The organism is Mogibacterium kristiansenii (genome assembly GCF_029224645.1).
GTDB lineage: Bacteria > Bacillota > Clostridia > Peptostreptococcales > Anaerovoracaceae > Mogibacterium_A > Mogibacterium_A kristiansenii.
Genome location: NZ_JAQXUZ010000001.1, coordinates 77,822 through 91,510 on the forward strand (window position 1 = coordinate 77,822; position 13,689 = coordinate 91,510).

The window sequence follows — 13,689 nt, forward strand, 5'->3', positions numbered from 1 at the left end:
CAATTTATCGGAGATTATTCAATCAGCATCGCATCTCCGTAGCTGAAGAAGCGATATTTTTCCCGAACCGCTTCTTCGTACGCTTCCAGAATGTGTTCCCGATCGTATAATGCGGAAATCAGCATCAGAAGTGTGGACTTCGGAAGATGGAAATTGGTGATCAATGCTTTTACAATCTTAAATTCATATCCCGGATAGATGAAAATTCCGGTGCTGTTGTGGCCGGCCTGAATCCGGAAGCCCTCCGGCGTCTCCACCGCCGCACTCTCCAAAGTTCGGGTGGACGTGGTGCCCACGGAGATGATCCGCTGACCCGCGTCGATGGCGTCGTTGATGATCTTCGCATTCTCCTCCGTCACCGAATACTCCTCGAAATGCATGTGGTGCTCCTCGATATTCTCGCATTTTACCGGACGGAAGGTGCCGATGCCCACGTGCAGAGTGACATAGGCGATTTTCACGCCCTTCTCTTCGATTTCCTTCAGCAGCTCTTTGGTAAAATGAAGTCCGGCTGTCGGTGCGGCTACCGATCCGTCAATACGGCTGTATACCGTCTGATAGGTTTCTTTGTCCGTGTCGTCCGCCGGCCGCTCGATGTAGGGCGGAAGTGGCATGCTGCCCAGCTCTTCCAGCCGCTCCATGAAAATGCCTTCGTACTCAAAACGAACCTTCCGGGTTCCCTGATCCGGATCCTGGAAACCCAGAATATGGGCCTGGAACAGGTGCTCGGAATCGAACACTACCGTGTCTCCTTCCTTCAATCTCTTTCCCGGGCGAACCATGGTTTCCCACACATCCCCTTCCAGCCGCTTAATCAGCAGGAATTCAATGTGGGCTCCCGTCACCGCCTTTCGCCCGAACAGTCTGGCGGGAATTACCCTGGAATCGTTCAGAACCATGCAGTCTCCCGGTTTCAGATAGTCCAAAATATCGTGAAAATGGCGGTGCTCAATGCTGTTCTTCTCCCGGTTCAGAACCATCAGCCGGCAGGAATCTCTTTGTTGTGCCGGGGTCTGAGCAATCAGCTCCTCTGGCAGGTGATAATCAAAATCTTCTAATTTCATGTGTTTCCTTCTTTATTATATAATATGATTTTTCGTTTCGTTCGGCTTTCCCGAATCTTGTTTTTACTTTTCCGAATAGAGCGCCATCAGCCCCAGATGCTCGTAAGCCTTCCGGGATGCCATCCGTCCCTTCTGCGTCCGATACATCAGCTCGGACTGAATCAGGTACGGTTCGTTCACATCCTCCAGCGTCACTCGCTCTTCACCGATTGCGGAAGCGATGGTCTCGATTCCCACCGGGCCGCCGTTGAAGCCCTTGATAATCGTGGTGAGAATCTCTCGATCCAGCTTCTCCAGTCCCATGTCATCGACCCCCAAAGCATCCAGCGCTTTCCGGGTGATATCGATATCCACGTTTCCGTCCTGAATGACCTCCGAAAAATCCCGCACCCGCTTCAGCATGCGGTTGGCGATTCGCGGCGTCCCTCGGGAACGTTTCGCCAGCTCCGTCAGGGACTCTTCATCGATGCGCACGTTCATCACCCGCGCCGACCGGCGGAGGATTTCCTTCAGTTCCTCCACGGTATAGAAATCGAATTTGCAAATGATTCCGAACCGATCCCGAAGCGGTGCCGAAAGGCTTCCCGCCCGCGTAGTGGCGCCAATTAGGGTAAAATGAGACAGGTCAATCCGAAGGGACCGAGCCGATGGGCCTTTTCCGATGACGATATCCAGCGCATAGTCTTCCATGGCGGAATACAGCACCTCTTCCACCGACCGATTCAGCCGGTGAATCTCGTCGATGAAAAGCACATCGTTTTCATTCAAATTGGTCAGAATGGCAGCCAGATCTCCGGCTCTTCCGATGGCCGGGCCGGATGTGATTTTGATATCCACGCCCAGCTCGTTGGAAATGATTCCCGCCAATGTTGTTTTTCCCAGTCCCGGCGGTCCGTAGAAAAGCACGTGATCCAGGGACTCACCCCGCATCTTTGCCGCCTCGATGTATATGGATAAATTCTCTTTATTTCCCGACTGCCCACAGTACTCGCTGAGATATTGAGGACGAAGGGTATGTTCCCCCTCCAAATCCGAGGGCTGCATCTGTCTTGATGTAATCTGTTCTTCCATAAATATGGTAATTTCCTTTCCTACATCAGGAATTTCAGGGACTTCTTGATGTATTCTTCGATGGTCAGATCATCCTCCGGCACGTGACCGATGGCTTCCTCCGCCTCTGCTTTACTGTATCCCAAAGTGGTCAGGGCCACCACCGCGTTGTTCCGTTCGTCGGAGAACAGTACCGCCGATTCCGTCGCGATTTCCGCATCCTGAATCGGAACGGCACTCACCTTGTCCGCCAGTTCCAAAATCACCCGTTCCGCCGTTTTCTTTCCAACGCCCTGCGCCTTCGCAATGGATTTGGCATCCTTATGCATGATAAACGCTTTAATCTGGTTCACCGTGCCGATGGACATGATGGCCAGACCGGCTTTCGGTCCCACGCCGTTCACTGTCAGCAGCTGCTCGAAAAGAGTCAGCGCATCCCGGTCATTAAAACCGAACAGGGACATGCCGTCGTCCTTCACCTGCATATACGTATACAGTTGAACCACATCTCCCTCCCGAGCATTCAGCACCGGCGAGGTATCCGCCACGTGAATCCGGAAACCGATTCCGCCCTGCGTCTCCACCACGATGGATCCTTTCTCATAAAAAAGATATTTTCCCGTAATATGTCTAATCATCCTATCACCCTGTTATTTCTGGAATGCGCATGGCAAATGGCCGCCGCCACCGCATCCGCCGTATCATCCGGCTTCGGTACTTCCTTCAAATTCAGAATTACCTTGACCATATTCTGCACCTGTTTTTTCTCCGCCCGGCCGTAGCCCACCAGCGCCTGCTTAATCTGCAGCGGCGTGTACTCCGAAACACGAAGTCCGTTCCGCTCACACGCCAAAAGGGCAACGCCTCTTGCCTCGCCCACTTTAATCGCCGTAGTTGTATTGCTGTTAAAAAAAAGTTCCTCAATGGACGCCTCTTCCGGCTGGTATTTCTGAATCACTTCATTCAGCCCGTCAAACAGCTGATTCAGCCGCTGCGGCATCGGTGTATGCGCCTCCGTTTCAATGGATCCGTAATCTACGGTTCGAAAACGATTTCCGTTATAATCCAGGATTCCGTATCCCATGATGGCATACCCCGGATCGATTCCAAGTATTCTCATTCTTCTAAAACTCCTCGGGCTATTTTACCAAAAAACGCTTCCTTTGTCTAATAGCCCGGCCGGCTTCGCATGCGTCCGGACAATGATCCGGCGAATCATCGAAAAGTCGGCCGAGCCGGGCCGAGGACGTGGTGCCTCACTGCCCTCTAGCTCTTATTTCTTCGTCGGCAAGCACCACGTCCTCCGCTCCAAAATGCCGACCGGCCCCGGGGACGTGGTGCCCCACTGCCCTCCAGCCCTTGTTTCTTCGTCGAGGAGCACCACGTCCTCCGCCTCAAAATGCCGACCGGCCCCGGGGGCGTGGTGCCTCACTGCCCTCCAGCCCTTATTTCTTCGTCGAGAAGCACCACGTCCGGCTCCCCATTTTCCCGACCGGCCCCGGGGGCGTGGTGCTTCATCCCTCGCTAACCCTTGTTCCTTCGTCGGCAAGCACCACGTCAGGCGGCTCAAGCACTCGGCCGGCTTCGAATGCGGCCGGATATTGCAAAATCTCGATTATTCTCGATAAATGTGTACTGAAGGGGAATTTTTTTTATGGCATAATCAGCATAAGGAGGTACTCAATATGACAACTGTATTTTTAAAAGTAATTTCCGGCATTCTGCAGCAGCACGAGGAACTGCTCCGGAAGTGTAAGCAGAAGGCACTGAAGCTAAAGGAATACGACGGAATCTTTCTCAACGCTCGCACAACCGGCGGACGAACCTATTTCACCGGTCACCGGCCCGGCAAGAAGCCGAAATATATCGGAAACGAGAAGCACACTACAGTACAACGAATTCAGAACCTTCGCGCAACAAAAGTTCTGATTTCGATGCTGGAAAGCAACATCGCTGCGCTCAAGCATTTTCAGGATAATTACATCGATATCACCACGGAAGAAATCCGCAAGAGGCTTCCGAAATGTTACGTTCCGGCGAATCTTCGCGAAGCGGAGCCGGTACCGGATGCAACTCAGAAGTGGTACCTGAAACTGCTGGAATTAAAGGAATCTATACCGGTGAAATATCCCGAAAAATGCACTGTTTCCACCATTGACGGAACGCTGGTGCGCAGCCGGATTGAAGCGATTATCTACGACCACCTGGTCAGTGCCGGATTGCTTGTGATTTATGAATTTCCGATTATCATCGAAGGCCGCATCGTCTATCCGGATTTTCTGATTTTGCATCCGCTGACCGGGAAGCTATATATTCTGGAACATCTCGGTTACTGGTATCACGATGCAAAGGGTGCCGGGTACCGCAACAATTTCTGCATCAAAACCGTCGAGCTCGCCTCTCTCGGCTTTGTTTTGGGCAAAAATATTCTCACAACCTTCGAAGACGGCGGCGGTACCATCGATACAGAAAAAATAGATAAAATGATCCAACGGGAATTCTTTACGAGTCCGACTGTCCAGGAAAAAACAACGGGCGTCAATCCCGAGGAATTTCTGAAACAGCAAATGCAGGCACAGGCAGCGGCGCGGATGGCCGGATAGGAACAACTTTTATCGAATTATATAATATTCATGATAATAAATTTTTATCCGTTTTTGTGAATGCCTGTGATATAATCAAACTAATCATAAGATGGGCGCAGACCCATGCGGCATTTCAGGAGGACCCCATGCGTTATTCGAGACAGAACAAGATACTTGAGATTATCGCCAACAATGTAGTAGAGACCCAGGATCAGCTTCAGGATTTGCTGAACCAGGCCGGTTTCAAAGTGACCCAGGCGACAATTTCCAGAGACATCAAGGAGCTTCAGCTGGTCAAAGCATTGGCCGGAAACGGAAAGTATAAATATACAGCCGGGAAATACGATGAACAACCGATTTCCGACCGGTTCATTAAGATTTTCCGCGAAACCATCATTTCCACCGCACATGCCGGAAATCTGATTGTCATCAAAACCCTTTCCGGCTGCGGAAATGCGGCTGCGGAAGCCATCGACTGTCTGGAATTGGACCACGTGGTGGGTTCTATTGCCGGCGATAATACCATGCTGATAATCGTGGACAAAGAAGAGAATGTCGCCGAGATTATCAGCCTGTTCGAAAACATGATTTCCAAGAGGGATAGAAATGATTAATCGAATTATCATCGATAATTTTGCAACCATAGAACACCTTTCCTTCGATTTAACGGAAGGACTGAACATTATCACCGGTGAGACCGGTGCCGGCAAATCCGTACTGGTGGAAGCCATCAGTACTGCTTTGGGTGGCCGGGCGGACATTTCCATGGTTCGAACCGGAACTGCCAAGGCCCGCATTCAGATTGCCGGAACTTTAGAGGGAGAAGACGTCATCATCGTCCGAGAATTGATGGCCTCCGGAAAGAGTATCTCCAAGCTCAACGGAGAACTGGTGACCCTGGCCCAACTTCGTAAATTCTGCAGCTCTTTTGTGGACATCCACGGTCAATACGACAATCAGGTAATTCTGGACCCACAGAACCATCTGGAAATTACGGACCGTTACCGCCACAAAGAACTTTCCGGCGAACTGGATACACTGCACGACCTCTACCAACAGTATTCAGAACGGAAGAAATCCTACAACTCCCTTCGATCCGAAGAGGCGGAAGCACTTCGGCAGCAGGACTTCTACCGATTTGAATCGGACTACATCCGGAACCTGAATCTTTACGACGGCGAGGATGATGAGCTCAAGGAACAACTGGAGCTCATGAAGAACAGTGAAAAAATATATTCCGCGGTGAACGGAGCGTATGACAACCTCTATGAAAAGGACGAGTCCGTGCTTTCCGGTCTTCGAAAAGCCATCGACGGACTGCAGACCATCGCCTCCCTCAGCGAAGATTTTGAGAGTTTCGCCCAGACCCTGGACGAGAACTACTACAGCATCGTGGACATCTCCGATGCCCTTCGGGACATGCGATCTTCCCTGAACTACTCCGATGCGGACATCGACCGGGCTTCGGAACGCCTCAGCATCATCGAAGATGCCAAGCGAAAATACCGCATGAGCATCCCGGAAATCATCGCATACGGCGAAGAGCTTGCGGGAAAACTAAATATCATCGACAATTTCGATGCCGAGATTGAGCAGCGGCGGAAGGATATGGATGAAGCCTATGCCCGGCTGGAAAAACAAGCCGACCGAGTCAGCGACCTCCGAAAGAAAAACGGGGAACAGCTCACCCAAGCGTTGACACGAGAACTGAAGGATTTGGCTTTCGCCAATTCCGAATTTGCCATTCACACCACGCGCCTTCCGGAAATCGGTCCAAACGGCTACGATGCCATGGAGTACATGATTTCCACCAACCCGGGAGAGCCTCTGCGGCCTCTTTCCCGCATCGCTTCCGGCGGTGAAATTTCCCGAATCATGTTGGCTTTCAAGCACATCATCGGCGACAACGATTCGGTGGAAACCATGATTTTCGATGAAATCGACACGGGAATCAGCGGCAAAACCGCCCTGGTGGTGGGCAAAAAAATGCGGGAGATTTCCGAACATCACCAGATTCTCTGCATCACCCACCTACCTCAGATTGCGGCTTACGGGAACTCCAACTTCCGGATCCAGAAAAGCCTGTCAGAAAATTCCACCCACACGGATATCCTCCGGTTGGATGAGGACGGCAAAATCCACATGCTGGCGGGCATGATCAGCGGAGATCCGGACAGCACCAGCGCACTGGATGCCGCACGGGAACTAAACGCCTCTGCCGCGGTAAAATAAAAGTGAAGAGCCCTGTTTTGAGGCTCTTCACTTTTTTTTAGATGCATCGCCCGTAACGGATTGTGTTTGGTTGTCGCATCTTCGTCCGATCTTCTAGTTATCCGCATCAGTATCTTTTTTGTTTTTATCATTATCTGTATTGTGTTTTTGTTTTCTAAATTGACTTAAGTACAAATCAATTTCCGGTATTTTCCGAACAAAGCGGTACAATAAGTAAAACATGCCTGCGTAAATGAAGATGTTTATTACCAGAATCGCAAGTTGAAGTAATGTGTTCATATTCTTCACCTCTTTGTTTTAGAACAGTTTTACGTGTAATCTCCATCCCTGTTCTTACATTATAAAGGATTTACGCTCTTGTGTATATTAAATTATATTTTTTATATTCCTGTTTTTTTGAATTACATTTAACTTGTTTTCTGTTCCATCCCTACACATGCAGAATAAACGCTTCCAGGGCGGCCCGGTCGCTTAGATTTCCCCGCTTGATGTCCCGATCCGCGTTGTACAGCTGAATCAGCAAATCGCGAATTCTGTTTTTGCGGAATTTCTTCGCGGCGCCGTAGGCCTTCTTGAACCGGTATTCGTTGACGCCGATTTCCTTTGCCATCCGCTTTAGGTCCACCCCCTTCTCGATGGCCAGGTGGGCATCGTACATCATCTCGAACTGACTGATGAGAAGGCCGATGACCTGAAATGAGGCTTTGGGGTCCTCGTACAGGATATGCTCCGTCAGGGTGATGGCCGTCTTCCGATTGCCGCTCATCAGGGCATCGATTAGGTGGAACACGAATTTGTCCGCATCTCCCGCCATCAGATCCTCGATTTCCTCGTTGGTAATCTGCTCTCCCTCCGTGGAATAGAGGATTTTGTGGAGATCGTTCTCCAAGTCGTCCAGGCGATAGACGCTCTCTTCGTTATAATAACCGGACAGGTCAATCAGATAGTTCAGTTGATTCCGGGTCATCTGCTTTCCCGCCGCCTTCACCCGCTTCCCGATAAAACCTTCCAGCTCCGCCCGGTTCAGGGTATTCATTTCGTATCCGGAAGATTTCTGCAGGAGCTTTTTTCCGTAGGCCGTCAGGCCGCAGTTTCGAGGACTGGAATCCTTATAGTACTGTGCATCCACCGTCATGATGATCATGGACGCGTACTCGCTGTGATCCGCCCCGGCCGCGTACTCCAGCAGTCGGGCACCGGCCCCTTCCTGGAATTCCTTCAGCTCTTCCTTCCCCTTCTTCTGGAAAAGCCACGGATAATTTCGAACGATCAGCACCCGGTGGCCGGGGAACATGGATGGGGTCCGGGCCATGCCGATGACTTCGTCGATATCCGCCTGGGCACCGTCGAATTCGTGAACGTTCTGCGCCTGGAACTCCTTCCCGCCGTACTTTTTCTTCAGCTGGTTCACCGCCCAGTGCACCAGGAAGTTTTCCTTTCCCGTGAGCATCACCACGTTGTTGAACATGCTGCTCCGCAAATCTTTTCGAAACTCTTTATATGACATCTAATTCATCATCCTATCTATTAAAATCTTGTTCCGGCGCACCCGCAGCCCGATGGCCCCGTGCCGGTCATTTCGGTACACCGGAATATTCCGCCGCTTCAGCTTCTCCAGCGTTTCCCGGTGAGGATGTCCGTACCGGTTCTTTTTCCCCACCTGAATCACCGCCGCCTTCGGGCGCACCGCATCCAGAAACGCCTCGCTGCTGCTGCTGTGACTTCCGTGATGGGCCACCTTCAACACATCGCACCGTAGCTCCTGCGTACCTGCGTAGTATTTTACCATATCCGCCTCGCCTTCCTCAAGGAGGTCGCCGGTCACCAGGATGCGGATGCCCCGGTAGTCGATCCGATAGACCCCGTTCAGGAGATTTTCATCGCTGCTTTCCGCCTCCGTCACCCCACCCGGCAGCTCTTCGGATTCCGGCCACAGGACTTTCACGGACATTTCATCGGAGATTCGAATCACCTCTCCCCGCCGCAGCAACCGTGCCCCCTTGGGCGTCTCCGGAAGTCCCCGGTACACCCCCGGCAGCGCAAATGCTTTTACCGGCAAAACCTCCGATAACGCCTGCACCCCGCGATAATGATCCATATGAAGGTGGGTGCAAATGGACAGATCCAGCGTCCGCGCCCCGTTTTTCAGCAAATAGGGCTGCAGCGTACCCGTGCCCACATTCCGCTTGGAATCGCCGCCCCCGTCGATGAGCACGTTCTTGCCGCCGCTTCGCAGATGAATGGCATCTCCCTGCCCCACGTCGATAAAAACAACCTCGGCCCCGGCCAGAGGATTCCGAAATCCCAAAACCAGCAGCAGAGCGGGAATCGTCAGGATTAAAAAGAGACGCCGAAGATTCGTTCCATCCCGGCGAAGAACCATCACCCGAAACAGTTCGGAACTCAGGAACAGGAGTATCAGATAGAACAGGATGAGCTCCGCCGTCCCCGCGGAGGTGAAGCTCCCGCTGAGACTTCCGTTCATGTGGAGCATCCGATTCAGTCCCACCAGCAGTTCGGTGAGCCGGCTTATGCTTTCTGCCGGAATGCCGCCGGATGAAATCAGGCCGCTGAACAGAAACAGGATGACCCCGCAGGGAACCAGCACCGATGCCAGGAAAATAATGGGCAGGTTGATCAGTACCGTCAGCGGATTGAACCGATTGAAGGCGTATATCTGAAAGGGAATCATCATCATCTGGAGCGACATCAGAGAGGCAAGCCCCTCGCCCAGAAAATGGCTCAGCGGCCGGGTGAGGAAGGCCATTCCCAGAATCGCCAGGTAGGACATGATGAAACCGGTCTGAAACAGCTGATACGGCTGCACCATCAGCACACCAAAAGCTGCTGCGGCGGTGCCCGTGGTGAGGTCGAAGGCGCGATTGAGATACATCCCGCTCATGGAGAGGATGGCAATCAGCACCGCCCGCAGGGTAGACGGGCTCCACTCCGTGAGCTCGCCGTAGAGAATCAGCACCAGAAAAATCCCCATCGTAATCTTCCAATACTTCCGCTTTCGAGCCAGGGCGTTTAAGAGCGCAATCAAGAACCCCACGTGCAGTCCGCTGACAGCCAGGATGTGGGCGGTTCCGTTTTCCGTGAATTCCCGATAGGTTTCTTCCTCCAGTTCCCCTCGGTCGCCGAAGAGAATTCCCTTCAGAAAACCCCGCACCGTCGGCCGATGGCGAAATTTATCCAGAAAATCGTTTCTCCGCTGCTGCAGCTTCCGGTGGAAAACATCCGTCGGACGGCGGGATATGCTGCGTGTTCGGATTCCTTGCGCGTTTACGGTGTACACAATCCCCTTCCCCTTTAAATGCAGGCGGTAGTTAAAGCATCCCGGATTTCGGGCCTCTTCCGGAAGGGACAGTTCCCCGGACACCCGAGCAACGGTTCCCACGGAAAGGGGGCTTCGATTCTCCGAATAGTCTCGGCACAGAATCCGGCGGCGGCCGGAAGGAAGATGGGCGGTGCCCTCATAGGCGATGTACTTTTCCTGCTCCCGGACGTGGAGGATTTTCATTTCTTTGAAGGCGATTTGGTCCCGCTTCAGCAGGGTCTCGTCGGTGTAATAGCGGTTGTAGTTCAGTGCGAAATTGAAAAATCCCACCATCAGAAAAAGAAGCATGACGCGAAGCTGTTTTCGCGTCATGCCATACTCTTTACCTATCTGTTCCGAAATTGCGGCGAAGCTCCCGGCAATCCCGGCAAGAAGGAGGATTCCTTCCACCGGCCGGTGCCGCTCCAGACATATGTACCCTGCGGTAATTCCTGCAATCAGCATTCCCGTGTATATCATCAATTTTCTGCGATCCATGGGAACATTATACTGCAGGAATTTTTCCCCTTCAGTACACGTTTACTTTCATCGGGAATCTTTTAAACCCGCTTTGGAGTCAATCGACTCGCCTTACTCTTCATCGGCCCCGCTGTTTTCGAAATCGTGAATGTTGTACAAGTTGATATGCAGCTTGCCCTTTTTCAGGCTGTAGGTGATTCCGTCGCCGTTTGCATGCTGGTAGCAAGTCCGGCCGTCACTCATTTTCTGCTTTTTCAAACCGGCCTTCTTTACCGCGGCCAAGTATTTTTTTACCTGATCCTTGCTCACCTTCTTGTAGTAGATGTGAACATCCGGATCCTCGCCCCAATGTTCGGTATCGTAACGGAGTTTGCCGAACTTTGCGCCAAAGTCCGGAACCTTCGTTCCTTGATACTTGGACGGAACCGTTACCTTACAATGCATCTTCACGCCGTTTCTCACAGCGGTGATGGTGCACTTGCCCGCTTTTCGAGCAGTAATCTTGCCCTTGGAATTCACCGTCGCCACCTTCTTGTTGGAAGTGGTCCACTTAATTTTTCCGGAGCCGCCGGTAACTCTCTGCTGATAATATGCCGTATTATGAATGGTCGTTTTCTTGCTTCTGAGCTTCGGATTCCGTACGTATACGGTGCACACATACTTCTTACCCTTGTGAACCGCGGTTACTTTGCACTTTCCGGCTTTCTTTCCTTTAATCTTTCCCTTGGAAGATACCGTTGCAATCTTCTTGGAAGAAGTCTTCCATTTCACCTTCGATGTCGCCCCCAGCAGTTTGTTGGTCTGGGAACTCTGCTTCCACAGCGTCACCTTTGTGTACTTGAGGTGCGGAACAACCGTTACCTTACAGGTAATTACCTTTCCGTTCGGGAATGTTGCCTTAATAGTGCACTTACCGGCCTTCAGGGCGGTCACTTTGCCATCCTGGTCCACCGTTGCCACCTTCTTATTGGTGGTTTCCCAATACACGTCGATGAAGGATCCTGCCGGATTTTCATTGATTACCGACAGCTGCATTTTCTCGCCGGCCTTTATCTTCGCCGACGTCTTGCTCATGTCTCCGGAATCGGCGTATACATCCTCCTCACCATCCGGCTCTTCCGAATCGATCAAATTATCCGGATCGGTTGAATTCGGCGTACCCATTTCGGTTTGCGGAGTCCCGTTCGGGGGTTCGCTTCCATTTCCGGTATCACCGAATGCCACCATCGGAAGCATCGAGAAAAATACCGCTCCTGCCACAAGAATGGCAAAAAATTTCTTCTTCATGACAAACCTCCTTTCTGTTCATCATCGGGCTTGCTCTCCGACTCTGAATCCGTCGGCGCCCTATTGCGCAGTGCTTCGTACTGTCATTTTAAACTATTTGGTTATTTTTAACAGCACTCGAAAGAGTACATTTGACAAATCCGAAGATTCCGTTTAGACTTTTAAAATCACTATTGTGTCGTTTGAGTTTACGTTATAAAATTTCATTATAGATAAAAAAAAGAAAGGGTGGTCCTTCATGAGTACGAATTCAAGCAGCACCCATCTGATGACGGAAGGAAATATTCTCAAGGAAATTCTTCTGTTTTCCGTCCCATTGATTCTGGGAAACCTGCTGCAGCAATTTTACAATACCTTTGACTCCATCATCGTGGGAAAATTCGTCGGCGCCAATGCACTGGCAGCCGTGGGATCCAGCGGTTCCCTGATTTTTCTGATCATCTCCTTCGCCCAGGGTGCCGCCGTGGGTGCCGGAGTTATCGTCTCTCAATACCTGGGAGGACAGAATCGAAACGGTGTTCAGAAAGCGGTTCATACATCCATCGCCATCGCCCTTTTTCTGGGCGTTGTCATGAGTATCCTGGGGGTTCTGGTCAGCCGGCCGCTGCTCCTCTGGATGGATACGCCGAAAGAGGTCTTGCCGGAATCCATCGTCTATCTGAAAATTTATTTTGCAGGAACGATTTTTACCGTGCTGTATAACATGGTTTCCGGCATACTGAATGCTGTGGGAAACTCCAAGCGTTCGCTGATCTATCTGGCCATCGCTTCCATCACCAATATCGTCTTGGATATTGTCCTGGTAGCCCTCCTGCGGATGGGCATTGCCGGTGCGGCCATCGCTACGGTATTCAGCCAGTTCATTTCCTGTGTGTTCTCCATGCACTTCCTGCTGAAGACAAATGAATCCTATCAGGTTTCCCTGAAGAAAATCCGCTTCCACAAGATGGTGTGCATTCGGATTATCAAGGTGGGCCTTCCGGCAGGAATCCAGAACACGGTCATCGCCATCTCCAACGTGCTGGTACAGGCCAGCGTCAACGGCTTCGGGGCGACGTCGATGGCCGGCTTCGGGGCTTACCTGAAGGTCGATGGATTCAACATCCTTCCGGTGATGAGCATCAGCATGGCGGTTACCACCTTCACCGGACAGAATTTCGGCGCCGGAAAGCTGGACCGGGTGAAGAAGGGGATGAACAAGACCCTGTGGATCGGCATTATCTACACCATCGTCACCGGGGCTCTGATTCTGCTTTTCGCCGACCCGATTATGCGCCTGTTCACCGACGATTCGGGGGTTGTGGCCTACGGGAAGCAAGCCATGCACTACTTCTGTCCGTTCTACTGGCTGCTGAGCATCCTTCACGGACTGGCGGGAACCATCCGAGGAACGGGAAAGAGCATTCCGCCGATGGCAGTGCTGCTGATTTCCCTCTGCCTCTTCCGGATTTTCTGGATTCAGCTGATTCTGCCTCACTACACCACAATTAACGGTATCTTCGTGCTGTACCCGATCTCCTGGGCCGTGGGTGTCGTGCTGATGATTCTCTACACCATATTTGGACACTGGCTCTATCCGGTGAACCACAAGAACAAATTTCATCAAGAATAACAAAGGATTGCGACAATACAACGCGTCATACGAAAAAATGCGGCCCCATCCGGAGCCGCA

The 13,689-nt window shown here is 51.7% G+C and carries 12 protein-coding genes; 4 read left to right on the plus strand and 8 right to left on the minus strand.

Going from position 1 to position 13,689, the window contains the following annotated elements; all coding sequences use genetic code 11:
- Nucleotides 1-14 precede the first annotated feature (14 nt).
- From queA to ruvC, 4 genes are all read right to left on the minus strand, one after another.
- Entirely contained in the window at nucleotides 15-1,064 is a 1,050-nt protein-coding gene (queA, locus tag PUE40_RS00405) for a tRNA preQ1(34) S-adenosylmethionine ribosyltransferase-isomerase QueA (RefSeq protein ID WP_277671556.1), read from the minus strand.
- Between the two features lie 63 nt (nucleotides 1,065-1,127).
- A complete protein-coding gene (gene ruvB, locus PUE40_RS00410; RefSeq protein ID WP_277671557.1) occupies nucleotides 1,128-2,135 on the minus strand; it encodes a Holliday junction branch migration DNA helicase RuvB in 1,008 nt (335 codons plus the stop codon).
- Between the two features lie 20 nt (nucleotides 2,136-2,155).
- Nucleotides 2,156-2,752: a Holliday junction branch migration protein RuvA gene (gene ruvA / locus PUE40_RS00415; protein ID WP_154553301.1), complete on the minus strand. Its 597-nt coding sequence runs from the start codon at nucleotides 2,750-2,752 to the stop codon at nucleotides 2,156-2,158.
- Entirely contained in the window at nucleotides 2,749-3,234 is a 486-nt protein-coding gene (gene ruvC, locus PUE40_RS00420; RefSeq protein WP_154553300.1) for a crossover junction endodeoxyribonuclease RuvC, read from the minus strand. The genes ruvA and ruvC overlap by 4 nt, the downstream gene beginning before the upstream one ends.
- A 565-nt stretch (nucleotides 3,235-3,799) precedes the next feature.
- Between ruvC and PUE40_RS00425 the strand changes: the two genes are divergently transcribed.
- The 3 genes from PUE40_RS00425 (at nucleotide 3,800) to recN (ending at nucleotide 6,931) form a co-directional block, all read left to right on the plus strand.
- Nucleotides 3,800-4,717 (plus strand): hypothetical protein, encoded by a 918-nt coding sequence (locus tag PUE40_RS00425; protein ID WP_277671558.1) that lies wholly within the window; start codon nucleotides 3,800-3,802, stop codon nucleotides 4,715-4,717.
- A 128-nt stretch (nucleotides 4,718-4,845) separates the two neighbouring features.
- Nucleotides 4,846-5,313: an arginine repressor gene (argR, locus tag PUE40_RS00430; protein WP_277671559.1), complete on the plus strand. Its 468-nt coding sequence runs from the start codon at nucleotides 4,846-4,848 to the stop codon at nucleotides 5,311-5,313.
- A complete protein-coding gene (recN, locus tag PUE40_RS00435) occupies nucleotides 5,306-6,931 on the plus strand; it encodes a DNA repair protein RecN (RefSeq protein WP_277671560.1) in 1,626 nt (541 codons plus the stop codon). Before argR ends, recN begins: the two co-directional genes overlap by 8 nt.
- 93 nt (nucleotides 6,932-7,024) lie before the next feature.
- Here recN and PUE40_RS00440 read toward each other — a convergent pair whose 3' ends face one another.
- The 4 genes from PUE40_RS00440 to PUE40_RS00455 form a co-directional block, all read right to left on the minus strand.
- On the minus strand, nucleotides 7,025-7,210 hold the full coding sequence (locus tag PUE40_RS00440; RefSeq protein WP_277671561.1) for a hypothetical protein: 186 nt from the start codon (nucleotides 7,208-7,210) through the stop codon (nucleotides 7,025-7,027).
- A gap of 151 nt (nucleotides 7,211-7,361) precedes the next feature.
- Nucleotides 7,362-8,438, minus strand: coding sequence for a DNA polymerase III subunit delta (holA, locus tag PUE40_RS00445; RefSeq protein ID WP_277671562.1), 1,077 nt, complete (start codon nucleotides 8,436-8,438; stop codon nucleotides 7,362-7,364).
- Entirely contained in the window at nucleotides 8,439-10,748 is a 2,310-nt protein-coding gene (locus PUE40_RS00450) for a DNA internalization-related competence protein ComEC/Rec2 (RefSeq protein WP_277671563.1), read from the minus strand.
- Nucleotides 10,749-10,841: 93 nt separating this feature from the next.
- Complete coding sequence (locus PUE40_RS00455) at nucleotides 10,842-12,017, minus strand: Ig-like domain-containing protein (protein ID WP_154554880.1); 1,176 nt, start codon at nucleotides 12,015-12,017, stop codon at nucleotides 10,842-10,844.
- A gap of 238 nt (nucleotides 12,018-12,255) precedes the next feature.
- Between PUE40_RS00455 and PUE40_RS00460 the strand changes: the two genes are divergently transcribed.
- Nucleotides 12,256-13,629, plus strand: coding sequence for an MATE family efflux transporter (locus PUE40_RS00460; RefSeq protein WP_277671564.1), 1,374 nt, complete (start codon nucleotides 12,256-12,258; stop codon nucleotides 13,627-13,629).
- The last annotated feature ends 60 nt before the right edge of the window (nucleotides 13,630-13,689 follow it).